This window comes from Rhizobium sp. C104 (assembly GCF_022354505.1).
Taxonomy (GTDB): Bacteria; Pseudomonadota; Alphaproteobacteria; order Rhizobiales; family Rhizobiaceae; genus Rhizobium; species Rhizobium redzepovicii.
The window spans coordinates 3,154,260-3,169,636 of sequence record NZ_CP092348.1; the positions used below are offsets into that span (position 1 = coordinate 3,154,260).

Below are 15,377 nucleotides of genomic sequence, written 5' to 3' on the forward strand. Positions count from 1 at the left end.
TCAGACCTCGCTTCCCACAAGCGCGGTCAGCTCGATTTCGACCGGAACGCCCCGCGGAAGAGATGACACGCCGATCGCAATGCGGGCGTGCTCCCACCGATCCGGAAACAGATCGCGCAGCAGCTCGGACGCGCCGTCGACGACCGCCCCATGGCGGGTAAAATCATCCGTTGCGGCAACATAGCCCGCAAGCCGCACGAAGCCGCGCACCTTGTCGAACCCACCACCGGCGCGCTCAAGCTGAGCAAGCAGGTTGAGAAGGCAGATCCGCGCGCATTCGCGGCCCTCCTCGATCGAGACATCCGCCCCGAGCCGACCGGTTCGCCGAACAGCTCCACCGGTCACCGGCACCTGACCGGACATGGTGACGATATTGCCGGTTCGCACAGCGCCGGCGAAAGCCCCGGGCGGCATTGCGGCTTCCGGTAAACTGAGGCCGAGGACGGCAAGACGCCTGTGCACGGCATCGCTTGCGCTCATGCCGGGATCAGCCCTTCTGCTTTTGCCGGCTTCGGCGCTGCGCGCGACGAAAGCCTTGAGAATTTCCAGATCGAGGGCCGTCAGACGGTATTCGGGATGCCACTGGATCCCCAGGCAAAATGCCTCGGTCTCGCCCTCGAATGCCTCGATGATCCCATCGGGTGCCCGCGCGATGATGCGAAAGCGCCCGTGACCGGACAGCGCATGGCGATGCAGGCTGTTGACCCGGGTCGGCCCCGTCCCGACCCAGCCGGCAAGCAGGCTGCCGGGCTCGACGATGATCTCGTGCGCCAGTTCATCGGGCAGGTCCTGCGGGATGTGCGAAATGCCGGCGGCCGGAAGCTCGCTGAGGAACTCGCCGCCGAGGCACTCGCCGATCAGCTGCATGCCATGGCAGATACCGAGCAGCGGTTTGCCTGCCGTCAGCGCCTTGGCCACCAGCTGACGCTCGAAGTCGCGGCGCCGATCGGCCACTTCGGCCCCCGGCCGGGAGCCGGTCAGGACGATCCCATCGGCAAGCGCCAGCGCCGCCTCGATGTTTTCGGCGTCATAGGGCAGGATCAGCGGCACCCCGCCGGCGCTGGTGATGGCCTCGGCATAGTTCGAGCGCACCACATATTCGCATTCCGTCGGCTGTTGCGGCGTCTCGTCGAGATCGGGCGTTATGAGAATGAGGGGGCGGGCCTTACGTGCCGGCGCGGCGGGAAACGCGGTGACCGCGGCAACGGTCATATCGGTGGTCATGGTCTGAACCTTATGATTTAGCGGGCGGGCACGGCAAGCCGGCGGGAGAAGACAGAAAACGGCCAGGCGATCGCGAAGTAGCAGAGGCCGACCGCCACATAGATCTGCAGCGGCAGGAAATACTCGGTCGCCATCGCCCGGCCGGTCAGAACCAGTTCGTTGACGGTGATCAGCGATGCGAGCGAGGAATCCTTGAGAAGCGCGACGAAGGTGACGATCATCGGCGCCAGGATGACGCGGACGACCTGCGGGAAGATGATCAGCCGGAAGCTCTGGACCGGCGTGAGACCGACAGCCAGGGCCGCCTCGCGCTGCCCCGCCGGGATCGCCTTCAGCCCGGCCCGGAAGAGTTCGGCGATCTGAGCCGCAAAACACAGCGCCAAACCTGCGATCGCCGCGCCGAAAGCATCGAAGACGATCCCAATGCCGGGCAGGCCGAAGTAAAGCAGAAACAGCACCGCGAGCAGCGGCACGCCGCGCACGACCGTCACATAAAGGGCCGCGAAATGCCGTAACGCCTGGAAATCTGATCTCTGGCACAGCGAAAGCAGCAAACCGAGCACGAGCGCCAGAGCAAAGGCACATACGGAAAGCACTGCCGTATTCACCATTGCCCGCAACAACAAGGGCAGCCATTCGCCACCATAGTCGCGGTAGGGTGCGAAAAACCCGATCATCCTTTCAGCCTCCCGTAACGTCTTTCGAGGAATCGCGTCACCTGCATCAATGGCAGGCTCAGCAGCAGATAGAGTGCCGCCGCCGTCGCGTAGATCATCGTTGTCTGGAAGGACGAGGTGACCATGGAGCGGGCGAAGAACATGATTTCAGGCGCCGCGATGGCCGAGACGACTGAGGTGTCCTTGAGGAACTGCACCGCGTAATTCCCGAGCGCCGGCAGCGCGATCCGCATGGCCTGCGGCGTCAAAATTTCGAAAATCGTCTGGAGCGGCGTCAGACCTGCAGCAAGCGACGCCTCCGCCTGGCCTTTTGGTAAAGAGGCGAAACCAGCACGGAAGATCGATGAGGTAATGGCTGCGCCGATCAGTCCGAGACCCAGAATGGCGGCAGCAATCGAGGTCAGCCTCACGCCGATGCTGGCAAGCCCGAAATAGAGGATGAACAGATGCGTCAGGGCCGGCACGTTGCAGAGGATTTCGCAATAGGCGTCGATCGCCAGATTGACGACCCTGATGGCGGTGAATTGCCTGACGAGGGCGAGGAGGAAGCCGACGCCGGTTGCAAAAGCCAGCGAGGCCAGCGTCACCAGGACGGTTACCTCAAGCCCGGCGGCGAGCCCATTAACGACGGAGAGGAATAGCGAGAATCCGCTCATGGCGCCTAGTGCCGGATCTTGTTGAGAAAGGCTTGCGTGCGTGCCTCGCGCGGCGCGGTAATGACCTGGCGCGCCGGCCCGGCCTCGACGATCTTTCCGCCGTCGAGGAACAGCACCCGGTCAGCGATGTCGCGGGCAAAGGCAATCTCGTGCGTAACGATCAGCATCGTGCGTCCTTCGGCGGCGAGCTCTTCCATCACTTTCAGAACTTCATGGACCAGTTCGGGATCCAGAGCTGAAGTCGGTTCGTCGAAAAGCATGAGTTTCGGCTTCTGGGCGAGCGCCCGCGCGATGGCCACACGTTGCTGCTGGCCGCCGGACAGCTCCAGCGGCGAGGCATCGGCGCGGTGCGTCATGTGCACTTTCGCCAACATCTCCAGGGCCAATTCGCGCGCCTCGCCGGCAGACAGGCCGCGGACCTTGCGTGCCGCGATCGCAACGTTTTCCGTCACAGAGAGATGCGGCCAGAGATTGAAGAGCTGGAAGACCATGCCCATCTCGGCGCGCTGTGGCGCAAGCTGCCGATCTCTCATCACCTGGCCGTTGCGAACGCCGATCCGCTCGCCATCGAGGCAGATCTCACCGGCACTCGGTTTCTCCAAAAAATTCATGCAGCGCAGACAGGTCGATTTCCCGGAGCCCGAGGGGCCGATCAGGGCAATCTTCTCACCGGGCGCGACGGTAAAATCGATCCCCTTCAGGACTTCGACAGGGCCATAACTCTTGCGCAGGCCCGCCACGCTCAAAAGCGCATTCATCGCAGTTTCCTTATGCTGTTGTGTCGTGGCGAAGAGGTCGGATGAAGGCCGCTTGCCGCAGCCTTCATCCGTCAGCCCGGTCAGCCGCCGGCTGCGCAGGAGGGAAGCTTGTAATCGCCGGGGCGGTCGACGCCGGCACGGAAGTTTGCACCCACCGGCTTGAACCAGACATCGGCGGACAATCCGTAGCGTGCGCCGATCTCTTTCATCTCACAGCTCTTCCACATATCGGCGATGATCGCGTCCATCTTCTGACGCAAATCGTCGTTCTTCTGGTTGAGACCATAGACGACCTGACCGAGCCCGGTGAGCAGCGGGAAATCCGCGCTGTTATCCGTGAAGGCAAGGAAGTGCATGTTCCAATCCGGGTTCTGCTTGATGGCGTAGGAAACCACCGGGGGGTCGCCGATGACGGCATCGATACGCCCGGCAATGAGATCGCGCACGGCAGCGTCGGATGTGTCGTAGAGCGAGAGCTCAATGCCCTTGATCATCTTCAGTTCCGGGACAAAGGAGAAGCCGGTGATCGTGCCGACCTTCTTGCCTTCCAGGTCGGAAAGCTTATCCCAGTTGGTCTTGTTCGACTGCATGATGCCGTTCTTGAAATAATGGATCGGCTCGGACAACGTCATGATCTTCGTACGTTTCTCAGTCCAGCCCATCGTGCCGAGCATCACGTCGACGCGACCGGATTGCACGGAGGCGATCGTACCCGACCATTCCATCAGCGCCGGCTGTATCTTGAGGCCGAGCTTGTCGGCGATGCGCTGCATGATCTCGCCATCGTAGCCGATCAGCTTGCCGTCCTGCCAGCCGGAGCCCGGCATGTCTCCCGTAAAGGCGACCGTCAGCTTGCCCTGCTCGGCAAGTTCGAATGCGTTTGCGAGCGGTGCCGATGCCATGAAGCTGCCTGCCAGCAGCGCGCACATCACCACCCTTCTCGAAAGAGAAAGTGCCATTGTTCTGATCCTTGATTTGTTTTTGGTTCCCCGGTCCGGTGGGTCTTGTCGCCGGATGTCGAGTTCGACGAGAGAGAGCTTGCCACCGAAAGGCGGCGTTGAATTTTAGAAATCGGACATTTTCTTTGAAATAGCGACATGGCTGACTTAAGGTCGGCCGCCATGAACACAGACGCCACCCCTTCAGATGCACCGGCCATCGAGCCGGACTATGTCCGCTGGCTCGATGGATTGTGGGCCGAACGGCTTTTGGCGGCCCGAGACCGCAAGGCCGATCTCTCCATTGGCATTCTGCTCTGGCCGAGCTTCCCGATGATGTCGCTGACCGGGATCGTCGAGCCCTTGCGGCATGCGGCCGATTTTGCCGACAACTCCCGACCCCTGCATTGCCGCTGGTCGATCATGGGAGCGCCGGGCCACGCCGCGGTGGCGAGCTGCGGCATCCGCGTGCAGGCCGATGCGCCCTATATCAACCCGACGGACTTCGACTATATCGCCGTCATCGGCGGTCTCCTGCCGCATCTACGCGCAGCACCCAGCAAGCATCGCGACTACCTTCGGGTCGCCGCATCCGCCGGAGTCCCGGTGATCGGCGTCTGCACCGGCGTCTTCGTACTCGCCCAAGAGGGCCTGCTGACCGGGCGCAAAGCCTCCGTTCATCCCTTCCATGCCGAGGATTTCAAGATCGCCTTTCCGCGCCAGGCATTCTCGACGCGCGACGACTTCCTGATCGAGAACGGCCGCATCACCGTTCCCGGCGGCGTCTCGATCCTGTCGTTGATGACGGAACTCATTGGCACCCATTGCGGTCCCGACCGGGCGGCCAAGGCAGTTCACCAGCTGTCTTTGACCGAGCACAAGGGCTTGAGCGCTTTCGACCAAGGCCGGGTTTCCAGCTTTCGACATGTCGAGGATTCCCGCATTCAGCGCGCGGTCGTTTTGATCGAGAGCCGCAAGGGCCGCGACGTATCACCCGAGCAGGCAGCCAGCATGATCGGGCTGTCGCCGCGTCAGTTCGGGCGCCTGTTCCAGCAAGGCATCGGCATGACCCCGAAGCGGTTCATCATCGAGACCCGCCTGCGTTATGCCCGCTTTCTGGTGGAGAACAGCACGCTCTCGATGACGCAGATCGCCTTCGAGACCGGCTTTTCGGATGCCGCACATTTCGCAACGGCTTTCCGCCAGAAATTCAACCAGTCGCCGCGGCAATTGAGATAAGGGATCTCGATTTCGGCTACGCGGCCTATCCGCGACGGAATCCTTAATCTCGTCACGTTGCCCATCTCGCCAGCGACATCGGAGGCATGATTGGTGAAAGTTTACGAAAGGCCTTGCACTCGCATTCTTGATCGGTCATTCTAGAACGATCAATAAAGAATCGAGGCGAGTGTGGGCAGAACGCGGGAATTCGATGAGGAGGCGGTGTTGAAGGGCGCGATGCAGGTCTTTCGCAAGCACGGCTATCAAGGTGCGTCGATCCGAGACCTGGAAGAGGCGACGGGCCTCAAAGGCGGGAGCATCTATCACGCCTTCGGCGACAAGGCCGGCCTCTTCGACGCGGCGTTCAGACATTATAACCGGACGGTCCTGGAGGGGCGGATCGAGCGATTTGCGCCGCCGGGGAGCGGCCTTAAAGGCTTGCGCGAACTGTTCCTTTCACTGCTGCATGAGCCCGACAACGGTTCCCTGGGCTGCCTGATCACCAACATGGCTGTGGAATTTGGAGGTGAGGTCAAAACGCATCCCCGTGTCGAAGCAGCGCTTGGTCTTCTTCGCAGCACGTTCCGCTCGAGGCTCGGCGAGTCGTCGATTGTGGCTCGAGACGCGGACGAAGCCAAGGCGGACCGGACAGCCGTCCGTCTTCTTGCCCTCTATCAAGGCCTCCTCGTGCTCATTCGCGGCGGCGAAGACAAAGCCCGCCTGCGGCAGGCGATCGAAGACGAATTCAATCAACTGGAGATACTGTTATGACGCCTGAGGCGCTATGGGATCGATATGCGGCCATCTGGTCGTTGGACGCTGACGCGCGCGAGTCGGAAATGTCGGCTTGCCTCGCCGACGATGTGACCTATTGCGATCCGAATGGAGCGATCGCCGGGCGAGCCGGTCTCTCGACTTACATGGCCGGCTTCAAGGAGAGTATGCCGGCAGGCCGGTTCATAATATTGAGCGTCCTCCATCACAATGAACGTTCGCTGGCACGCTGGGAACTGCGCCACGACGACGAGACCGTCCTGCAGACGGGGACAAGCTTCGCGGCGATGTCCGATGGCCGGCTCAGCGCGATCACCGGCTTCTTTGATCCTTCGGCGGGGCAGCCCCATGACTAGCGAGGCGACACGCCAGTTGGCGCTCGAATTTGCGAGCCAGATCGCCCCACCGGGCGCCATCGATGTAAGGCGGTTCTTCGGCGGATCCGCCCTCGTCCGAAACGGCGCGCAGTTCGGATTCGTCATGAAGGGCACGTTGTATCTGCGCGTCGACGCCGCGATGCGCGCGGAGTTCGAGGCAGATGGCTCGGAACCGTTCAGCTACCGCGCTGCCGGCAGGGATGTGACGGTTCGCCGCTACTACGCGGTGCCGGCGCATGTGATCGACGATCCCTCGCTGCTGCGCAGGTGCTCGGAGCGGGCAATTGACGCGACCCCGCTGCCCGGCCGCAAACGCTCAAACGCCAACCTCGCCGGCAGCATATCTGGTTGATGCCCATATCCACCCCGGCCCATCGTGGCCTTGGGCGTTCAGATCTCTCCCGCCGACGGCCCCCAGACATCCGTCAGCGCGAAGCCTGCGGGATGCGGGTCGAAGGGGTCGAGGGCCACCTGGGTGAGGCCGAAGGTGAAGCCGCGGCCGGTGATTGTTGGGATGACGGCCGGGCGGCCGGCCACCTCGGTCACCGCCTGCAGCCCGACCTCGAACTCGGAGCCGATGATCGATTTCGAGGTGAAGACATCGCCGACTTTCGCCTTGCCGCGGGCATGGAGCGCGGCAAGATTGGCGGAATTGCCGGTGCCACAGGGCGAGCGGTCGGCCCGGCCCGGCCACATGGTGGTGCAGGTGCGCACCGTGCCGTCGGCCTCGCTATCGCGGAACATCACATAGGCGACGCCTGATATCGCCGGAATCTCGGGATGGACGACTGTGATGTCGCGGTTGATCAGCTCTTTCAGGATCATGCCGGCCTGGACGAGGCCGGCGGCATTGGCCTCCTCGATCGTCAAACCGATCTGGCCGACATCGACCAGGGCGTAAAAGATGCCGCCATAGCAGAGATCGGCCTTGATCCGTCCCCAATGCGGCGTGTCGATCTCGACGTCGAGTTCGTGCACGAAGGAAGGCACCATGGTGAGCTTGACCTTCTCGCAGCGCCCGTCGCGGCAGGTTGCTACCGCCTTGACGAGGCCGGCCGCGGTTTCGAGCGTCACGATCGTCTCCGGCTCCTGCATCTCGACGATGCCGGATTCGAGCAAAGCCGTCGTGACGCAGATCGAGTTCGAGCCGGAGCTCGCATGCGCCTGATCCGGTTGCAGGATGATGAAGGCGGCATCCGCCTGCGGATGCCTTGCCGGCAGCAGCAGGTTGACCGAGCCAATCGGGGCGCCGCGCGGCTCCAGGCAGAGGAAGCGGCGCAGCTCGTCACCCTTCGGATCGGTGTTCAGCCAATGCAGTTGAGCGGCGATGGTCTCGCCGGGGATCTTCGGCACGCCGCCGATCGCGACGCGGCCGATCTCGCCTTCGGCATGAACGTCCAGCAGCTGGATCGTGCGCTTCCATCTCATGTCGTAAACTCCAGTTCGGATGTGACGGCCGAGGCCGCCATCGACAGTAAATCCTAATATCGGTCCATGCGGAACGGGGTGATGTCGAGAGGTGGCTTGAGCCCGGTCACCATATCGCCGATCAGCCGCGCTGTCGTTGCCGCATAGGTCAGGCCGAGATGGCCGTGGCCTGTCGCATAGAAAACCCCCGGCATTTTCGAGGACGGCGAAATGATCGGGATCGTATCGGGCAGCGCCGGGCGATGGCCCATCCAGTCCGTCGCCTCCTCGAGTTTGAGACCCGGCAGCGCGCGCTGGGCATGGCGCACCAGCACCCGCGGTCGGCGGAAATCCGGAGCCGCATCGAGGCCGGCAAGTTCGACATTGCCGCCGACGCGGATGCCGCCCGCCGTCGGCGTCACCATGAAGGCGCGCGCCGGCCAGATCATCGAATAGCGCATGGAGATGCCGGGTTTCATGATCTGCGTGTGATAACCGCGCTCGGTTTCAAGCGGGATCGGCTCGCCGAGCTTTTCGGCGAGGAAGCGGGTGTGGACGCCGGCGGCCAGCACGACGGAATCCGCCTCGATGCGGCTGCTGTCTTCAAGCAGCACGACGGCGGTGCCATCGCCCTTGCGCTCGATATTCCGGACCATACCGGAGACGAAGGCCGCGCCCGCGGCCTTGGCCGCCTCGGCAAGTTTGACCACCAGCTGATAGGGATCGCGGATCGACTTGTTGTCGGGCAGCAGCACGGCCTTGGCGATCGATGGGGAAAGAGCCGGCTCATAAGATTGAATGGCGCCGTTGCTCAACACTTCGAATTCGAGGCCGTAGCGCTGCATCATGGCGAGATGGCCGCGGTCGGCGGCAAATTCCGCCTCGGTCTCGTAGATCGCCAGACACCCCTCCTCGGTCATCAGCTCGGGCGCGCCGATCGCCTCGAGCATCTGCCTGAAATCGCCGAGGGCGCGCTGTGAGAGGCTCATGCCGGCATCCTCGATCGCGCGGAGGCGCGACGGGCGGCCGGCCGCGAGGAAACGCAGGAACCAGGGCAGCATCTTTGCCGCATATGAGGGCCGCAGCCAGACCGGGCCTTCGGGATCGAGCAGCCAGCCAGGCATTTTCTTCCAGGTCGAGGGGCAGGAACCGGCGACGAAATCGAGCGCGATGCTCGCCATATTGCCAAAGGAGGTGCCGCGGCCCGGCTCGCCCTTGTCGACCAAGGTCACCGCAAGGCCGCGCCGCTGCAGCTCGAAGGCGATCGAGGCGCCGATCACGCCTGCGCCGACGACAACAACCCTCTTCTTCGTCTCTTCAGCCATGCCATCAACCCACCCATACTGCAGACAGAATTGCCCTTCGCCACTCTGATATATCAGATCGGTAGTGATGCCTATGGATTTTTTACTGGCTTTCCGGCAGGCCGGCGCCGACGCTGTCGCCGACTGAGCCGACGGTATTGTCGACCGACCGGCCGAGGCGCTTCAACTGGGCGTCGTAGTTGCGGCGGGTGCGCGGATCGAAGATGGCGATCGGCGTGCTGACGGCGACGCTGACGGCACTTCCGGCCGTCTGGGCAGCGCCCATCGCCACTGCGCCGACGGCTTCGCCGAGGCCGACATTGGAATCGGTGATCGTCTGGCCGGCAATCAGCCGGTCGCCAATCAGCTTCACCACTTCGGGGCTCTCAGCGAATTTGCCGTGGTTCAGCCGGTCGCCGCCCTTGAGCTTGGTGAGATCGAGCACGGTGATGCCGGCCGCCTCCAGCTTGCTGCGGTAGGGCTCGACCGAAGGATCGATCTGGCCGAGGCGATCGACATTGCCGGAAATGCGCCGCGACAACGCCAGAGCCCGGTCATCCCTGGAGACGAAGATGGTGAAATGCGGCCGGTCCTTGCCGAGGCTTGCGAACTGGCGGCCGAAGACGTCGACATCGAGATCCGGCGAGGCGAGGATGACGTTGTTGATCTTGGACGCGACATGACCATTGCGGATCGCCATCTGCCTGAGCGCTTCGACGGTCAGCCACGTGCCCATGGAATGGGCCATGATGGTGACGTCGCTGACGGCGGGATTGGCGGCAGTGCGGGTCAGCAATTCCTCCAGCGCGTCGCGGGAATAGTTGGTGCTTTCCTTGTCGTAATTGTAATCGAAGATGCTTGCGCGTGAGGGCCAGGTGAAGACGACGGGAGCGACGTCGGCATGCGAATCATGGACGATCTGGGCGAAGCGGTAGACGGCATCCTCATACCGATTGTTGAAGCCGTGCACGAAGACCAGCACCCGGCGGCTCTTAGGCATATGGCCCTTCAGCCAGGTCTCGCCCGCCCGCTCGCCTTCGAGCGGATCGACCGACACGGTGACGAAATCGCGTAAGGGATCGGCCGGCAGCCGCGTTGGCCATTGCACCTGGCCGACCTTGCGATTGGCCTCCGGCGGGATCGAAACATCGACGGCATTGACGGTAAGTCCGGTGCCGCGTTCGCCTGAGAAAAGCACGGCCGGATTGTCGTCGGCAGCGCGCGTTGTCGCGACGAGAAGGTCCACCTTCGACGTGCCCGGGGGAACGCTGCCCGCCGCCTGCATGACGCCGACCGGCCTGCCGCCGCAGCCGGCGAGCGCGAACGCCGCCAGCAGAAGACCTGTCAGAGCCGCCCGCGGGCCGCGCCATCTGCCGATCATGACCAAACTCCAACCGGTTCGCGCACCGACAGGCGGCGCCCGTTCAAATAGGCCGACGACAGCCGCAGAGTCAAATTGCCTAGAAGGAAGAGCTTGATTGGGAAAACGAAAAGAGCCTGGCGCGGGAGGAGGTGTGCCAGGCTCTTGATCCTGACTGACAACTGGGAGGAGGAGTGTTGTCAGTCCGATGTAAGAGCGCTGGGAGGAGGAGTGCGCTGCTTACGAAGATAGTGATACCCCATTCACTTGATCGGGAATAGCGAAAATACCGCAATGCAGCATTGCACTCAGTGCAAGGCTTGCCTAGGAAACAGCAGGGAGGCGCCTCATTTTGCGGCATGTTTGACCAGGTGGTCAAAATTGTGCCGAAAAATCTTGCTGCAACTCAGAGGTCGCCGCCTGCCGCTCATCCTCCCGCCCTTTCCCCTCCCCAACCCCTCCCACAAGGGGGAGGGGCTAAAGACGGTGAAGGTCTTTGTCTGTTGTTACCGTTCGACGGATTGGTGCGATCGACGGTTACTTGAAGCGGTGCAGCAAGTTGGCCCCTTCCCCTTGTGGGGAGGGGTTTTGGATTGGCTCCGCCGGTCAGCTCCTCAAGCCGCCTTAAAGACCTTCCGGCCCTCGGCATCGAGTGCGGAGAATTCCTCGTCCGACAGCGTGATATCCACAGCCGCGACGTTTTCTTCTAGATGCTTGACCTTGGAGGTGCCGGGGATCGGCAGCATCACCGGGCTGCGCTTCAGAACCCAGGCGAGCGCAATTTGGCTTGGCGCGGCATTGTGTTTCTTGGCGATCGTGTCGAGCAGCGAGCCGGGCTTGGCGAGATCGCCGGCGGCCAACGGGAACCAGGGGATGAAGCCGATATTGTGCTTGGCGCAGTAATCGAGCACGTCTTCGCTGGTGCGGTCGACGAGATTGTAGCGGTTCTGGACGGTGGCGACCTTGAAGTGCTTCGAGGCCGCCTCGATGTCGGCGACGGAGACTTCGCTCAAGCCGGCATGGCGGATAAGACCGGCATCGAGCAGCGATTTGATCGCATCGAATTGCTCCTTGGCCGGCACCTTCGGATCGATGCGGTGCAGCTGCCAGAGGTCGATCTGCTCGAGCCCCAGATTGCGCAGGCTCTTATGCGCCTGCTGGATCAGATATTCCGGGCGACCGACCGGCAGCCAGATGTCGGGGCCATGACGGGTGAGGCCGCCCTTGGTGGCGACGATGGATTTGCCGCCATAGGGATGCAGCGCCTCCTTGATCAGCCATTCGGAAATATCGGGACCGTAGGAATCGGCGGTATCGATGAAGTTGACGCCGAGTTCCGGCAGGCGCCTCAGCGTGCGGATGGATTCGGCATGATCGTCGGGCTCGCCCCAGATGCCCTTGCCGGTGACCCGCATGGCGCCGAAACCGAGACGGTTGACGGCGATCTCGCCGCCGATCTTGAAGGTGCCTGACTTGGCTGCATTATGACTGGACATGATCTTTCCTCTCCTGGTCAATGAAATCGTTAAAGTGGGTGGCGCAGCGCGGTGCCGCCGGGTTCACCGGTCATCGGCGCGCGGTGATGATCCGCCGATCACGGTGATATCGAGACTATGGCCTTTATGACGCTTGCACATATAGGAGGGAGCCGCGGGCACGGACAGGGACGGAACCGAAAATGCCGCAGGGTGCGCGGATTGAGCGACCGACATCAAAGCCTGGTCTTCGCCTCGTCGCCGAATTCAGCCAGGATCCTCCAGAGCTCGGCGAAGATTTCCTCGGCAAAATCCTGCGGCGCGGCACCCGGCGGGCGCTGCTGCCAAAGTTCGGCCCCGACGCGCAGCGCGCCGATGACGACCGCCGCGAGAATGCGCATGCGCGACCGCTCTTGCGGATCATTTCCCTTGCGCAGAAGCAGCGCCTCGGCGAGCTTCTGCTCCAGCCTGGCATATTTCAGCTGGTCGCGGGCGTTCAGCGCCGGCGTGCGATGAATGAGTTCAGCGAGCGCCAGGCCGCGCTCGTCGACAGCGGCGATGACGGTGGCGATGATCGCCGCCTCGACCACGGCCACCAAGGGCTCTTCTGCCGGCCTTGCGGCGATCGCAGCCATCAGCCGATCGGCGAAACTGTCCTGCCAGGCAAACACCACCTCTTCCTTGGAGGGGAAATAGTCGAAGAAGCTGCGCTTGGAGACGTCGGCCGCTTCGGTGATGTCCTCGACGGTCGTGGCCTCGAAGCCGCGCTGGAGAAAGAGTGTCATCGCCGCCTGCTCGATGCGCTCGCGCGTCTGCCGCCGCTTGCGTTCCCGCCTGCCTTCCCCGGTCGCCGTCCGTTTGCTGTCAGCCATGTCAGCCCGGCATCATCACTCAGCCGCCGGTTTCGTTGGAAAAAGCGGCAATATCGTCGAGTTCGGCTTCGCTCTCACGATAGCTGAAGCGCTCGCGCGACAGCTCAAGCGGTTTGCGGCGGGAAATCCTGTAGACGGAGGCCGGCGGCAGGTTGCGCACCGTGCCGCCGATGCGCACCGCCTTCAGGCCGAGACGGTCGAGGATCGGCGGCGGCACCGGGCAGCGCGGCCCATAGGTAAATTGATAGACGGCCCCGCCCGGCCGCATATAGGCGAAGGCTCCGGCCAGGATCGAGGCGATCTTGCGCGGCGACATCGATAAGAGCGGCAGGCCGCTGACAACGGCGCCGACCGGTTCGCCCTCGAAAATATCGGCATGGGCGAGCTGGGCCGCATCCATCTGCAACACACGCGCCATAGGGAAACGCGCCTGCAGCGCGGCGATGAATTCCGGGCCGTACTCGATCAGGGTCAGATCCGCCTCGCTGACGCCGCGCGTCAACAGCGCCCGGGTGAAGACGCCGGTTCCGGGGCCAAGCTCGATGATCGGCCCGTCGAGCGCGGCAATTTCACTGGTCATGATCCTGGCAAGCGAATCGCCCGACGGCGCGATGGCGGCGACACGAAGCGGGTTGCTGATCCAGGAGCGAAAAAAATGCAGGAAATCGGAGCATGCAGCCTTTGCGGTCATGACTATCCCACCTGTCTGAAATTCGATTGATTATGAAATGCGACCATCGCGGCGAGCATGGCAATTCCAAGGCAGACGCATCAAACACCTGTGCGAACAGGCGATTTGCGCGGTTTTTTCTGTCGAAATCTCTGTTGATTTTTCACTTATTGCATTTTTGCAGTTGATGCAAGATTTGTGGAAGACGGTTGTACCGGTCCCTACAGCAAAAGGCGGCCCAAAAAGGCCGCCTCCATATTGCCGACAAAGTCTGCCAACTTGGCCGCGAACGGCGGGGCGCTCGTCAATAGTTGCAGCTGGAGCTGCTCGTGGGGTTGAAGCCGAGTTTGCAATCCATGTTGAGGGGCTTCTTCGGGTTCATCATATAGTGTGTCGAACCCATGCTTTCCGCGCGCTCGCCGATCGAACCGGTCGTGCGCCTGTCATGTTCAACCTTGGTTTCCTGAGCAACCGGGCGCGCTGTCGCACCTTGCTCCGTCGCGCTCGACTGGAGGGGAGCTGCCGTGGCCGAAAAGGCAGAGAGGCCGAGGATTGCACTGAAAGCGGCGGCGGTCAGGCCGCTCTTGAAGGTCGTGGTCATAATCGTCTCCTTGGGAGGATTCAGGGAATTTGCGCCCCGGAGTTAGGAAGGCGATCTGTCACATACTACGGCGCCAAAATGGAGGTCACGGATATGTGAGCGGCCCCATGATCGAGAAAGAGGCGGCTCAGGGCCGCCTCTTTCATTTGCCGGCTCAATAGCCGTTATCACAAGGCATGCTGCCGGGACCGATCGATCCGGAAAACGTAGGGTTGCACATTTCCGGGGCTGCCGGTCTGTTCACCGGCTGGCGAACGATGGAGCCCGTGGTGCCGGCTTCGACGCCGAAGGCGGCAAGCGGATACCAGTAACCGTCGGAATGGCGGCGGGTGCCGGCGCGCTCGGTGTGAAAGCCCTGATATCCATGCCAGGACCCGGCATGTGGTTTATATTGCACCATTTTTTCGGCTTGGAGATCGGGCGGCCGAACTGCCTGGACAGGTGCCGCCTGCGCCGGCGCGATCGACGCGATCGACGCGAGGGCGAGAAAGGCACTGAGCACCGTGGTGAAAGGGGTCAGTCTGAGCGTCTTCATGATAAACCCTCCTTCGTGGATTTACCTGATGAAAATGCCTTTTCCAGCTGCCTGGTTCCTCGCTCACATGCAGCTTCCAAAACTCGTGATTGCAGGCGATCCGGCGTGACCAAAGCGCCGAAAAACGTGAAAAGTCGCGATCGGCAGACGGGCTCAAACGGCGCCAGGGTGGAAATCTGAATTCTCTGTTCTCAATTCGCGTATAATGTCCGGTAGCCCTGGCCGGAGAGGCAGGCGACATATTGCCGGTGGGCCGCAGCGCGCGCTATCGTTTCCGCCTCCAGCTCGTCGGCCTGAGCGTAGCCGGTCAGCTGGGCCCGCAGCTGATACTGCTTCCTCGCCTCGTCATACATGGCGTTGCCATCGGTCATGCAGATGCCGTGCGCAACAGCAGGCGGATTGACCGGCACGCCCACCGCCAGGAGCACCGGATCATTGGCATGGTCGATGCAGCCGGCAAGCGCCGTCATCATCGCAAGGACCGCCAGAGCCCGAAAAATACCCACCATCATGCAATCCTCCGGCCGA

Annotated in this window: 18 protein-coding genes; 4 read left to right on the forward strand and 14 right to left on the reverse strand. The window is 62.5% G+C overall.

The genetic code is table 11. The annotated features are described in order from the left end of the window. From MF410_RS16755 to MF410_RS16775, 5 genes are all read right to left on the reverse strand, one after another. Positions 1 to 1,224: an Atu1372/SO_1960 family protein gene (locus MF410_RS16755; protein ID WP_097624725.1), complete on the reverse strand. Its 1,224-nt coding sequence runs from the start codon at positions 1,222 to 1,224 to the stop codon at positions 1 to 3. 17 nt (positions 1,225 to 1,241) lie between these two features. Next, a complete protein-coding gene (locus tag MF410_RS16760; protein WP_097624724.1) occupies positions 1,242 to 1,901 on the reverse strand; it encodes an amino acid ABC transporter permease in 660 nt (219 codons plus the stop codon). Then, positions 1,898 to 2,557 (reverse strand): amino acid ABC transporter permease, encoded by a 660-nt coding sequence (locus MF410_RS16765; protein WP_239619902.1) that lies wholly within the window; start codon positions 2,555 to 2,557, stop codon positions 1,898 to 1,900. The genes MF410_RS16760 and MF410_RS16765 overlap by 4 nt, the downstream gene beginning before the upstream one ends. 5 nt (positions 2,558 to 2,562) lie before the next feature. Then, positions 2,563 to 3,315 carry an amino acid ABC transporter ATP-binding protein gene (locus tag MF410_RS16770; protein ID WP_097624722.1) on the reverse strand — a complete coding sequence of 251 codons (753 nt, stop codon included), beginning with the start codon at positions 3,313 to 3,315 and terminating at the stop codon, positions 2,563 to 2,565. A gap of 80 nt (positions 3,316 to 3,395) precedes the next feature. Continuing rightward, complete coding sequence (locus MF410_RS16775) at positions 3,396 to 4,274, reverse strand: ABC transporter substrate-binding protein (protein ID WP_097624721.1); 879 nt, start codon at positions 4,272 to 4,274, stop codon at positions 3,396 to 3,398. 162 nt (positions 4,275 to 4,436) lie between these two features. Here MF410_RS16775 and MF410_RS16780 point away from each other — a divergent pair, with 162 nt between their 5' ends. From MF410_RS16780 to MF410_RS16795, 4 genes are all read left to right on the forward strand, one after another. Next, the gene (locus tag MF410_RS16780; protein ID WP_097624720.1) at positions 4,437 to 5,492 is read left to right on the forward strand and encodes a helix-turn-helix domain-containing protein; all 1,056 of its coding nucleotides are present in this window, start codon (positions 4,437 to 4,439) and stop codon (positions 5,490 to 5,492) included. Between the two features lie 171 nt (positions 5,493 to 5,663). Further along, entirely contained in the window at positions 5,664 to 6,245 is a 582-nt protein-coding gene (locus MF410_RS16785) for a TetR/AcrR family transcriptional regulator (RefSeq protein WP_097624719.1), read from the forward strand. Further along, positions 6,242 to 6,604, forward strand: coding sequence for a nuclear transport factor 2 family protein (locus MF410_RS16790; protein WP_097624718.1), 363 nt, complete (start codon positions 6,242 to 6,244; stop codon positions 6,602 to 6,604). The genes MF410_RS16785 and MF410_RS16790 overlap by 4 nt, the downstream gene beginning before the upstream one ends. Next, a complete protein-coding gene (locus tag MF410_RS16795; RefSeq protein WP_097624717.1) occupies positions 6,597 to 6,977 on the forward strand; it encodes a TfoX/Sxy family protein in 381 nt (126 codons plus the stop codon). Before MF410_RS16790 ends, MF410_RS16795 begins: the two co-directional genes overlap by 8 nt. 38 nt (positions 6,978 to 7,015) lie before the next feature. Here MF410_RS16795 and MF410_RS16800 read toward each other — a convergent pair whose 3' ends face one another. From MF410_RS16800 to MF410_RS16840, 9 genes are all read right to left on the reverse strand, one after another. Beyond that, complete coding sequence (locus MF410_RS16800) at positions 7,016 to 8,053, reverse strand: 4-hydroxyproline epimerase (RefSeq protein ID WP_097624716.1); 1,038 nt, start codon at positions 8,051 to 8,053, stop codon at positions 7,016 to 7,018. 53 nt (positions 8,054 to 8,106) lie between these two features. Then, positions 8,107 to 9,357: an FAD-dependent oxidoreductase gene (locus MF410_RS16805; protein WP_097624715.1), complete on the reverse strand. Its 1,251-nt coding sequence runs from the start codon at positions 9,355 to 9,357 to the stop codon at positions 8,107 to 8,109. An 82-nt stretch (positions 9,358 to 9,439) separates the two neighbouring features. Beyond that, positions 9,440 to 10,717: an alpha/beta hydrolase gene (locus MF410_RS16810; RefSeq protein WP_097624714.1), complete on the reverse strand. Its 1,278-nt coding sequence runs from the start codon at positions 10,715 to 10,717 to the stop codon at positions 9,440 to 9,442. Positions 10,718 to 11,310: 593 nt separating this feature from the next. Further along, a complete protein-coding gene (locus tag MF410_RS16815) occupies positions 11,311 to 12,192 on the reverse strand; it encodes an aldo/keto reductase (protein ID WP_097624713.1) in 882 nt (293 codons plus the stop codon). Positions 12,193 to 12,407: 215 nt separating this feature from the next. Then, positions 12,408 to 13,043, reverse strand: a complete 636-nt coding sequence (locus MF410_RS16820; RefSeq protein ID WP_097624712.1) for a TetR family transcriptional regulator — start codon at positions 13,041 to 13,043, stop codon at positions 12,408 to 12,410. 19 nt (positions 13,044 to 13,062) lie between these two features. Further along, a complete protein-coding gene (locus MF410_RS16825) occupies positions 13,063 to 13,734 on the reverse strand; it encodes a methyltransferase domain-containing protein (protein ID WP_239619903.1) in 672 nt (223 codons plus the stop codon). A 283-nt stretch (positions 13,735 to 14,017) separates the two neighbouring features. After that, complete coding sequence (locus MF410_RS16830) at positions 14,018 to 14,314, reverse strand: hypothetical protein (protein ID WP_097624710.1); 297 nt, start codon at positions 14,312 to 14,314, stop codon at positions 14,018 to 14,020. 154 nt (positions 14,315 to 14,468) lie between these two features. After that, positions 14,469 to 14,849: a cell surface protein gene (locus MF410_RS16835; protein ID WP_097624709.1), complete on the reverse strand. Its 381-nt coding sequence runs from the start codon at positions 14,847 to 14,849 to the stop codon at positions 14,469 to 14,471. Between the two features lie 191 nt (positions 14,850 to 15,040). Continuing rightward, positions 15,041 to 15,361, reverse strand: a complete 321-nt coding sequence (locus MF410_RS16840) for a hypothetical protein (RefSeq protein ID WP_097624708.1) — start codon at positions 15,359 to 15,361, stop codon at positions 15,041 to 15,043. Between the last annotated feature and the right edge of the window lie 16 nt (positions 15,362 to 15,377).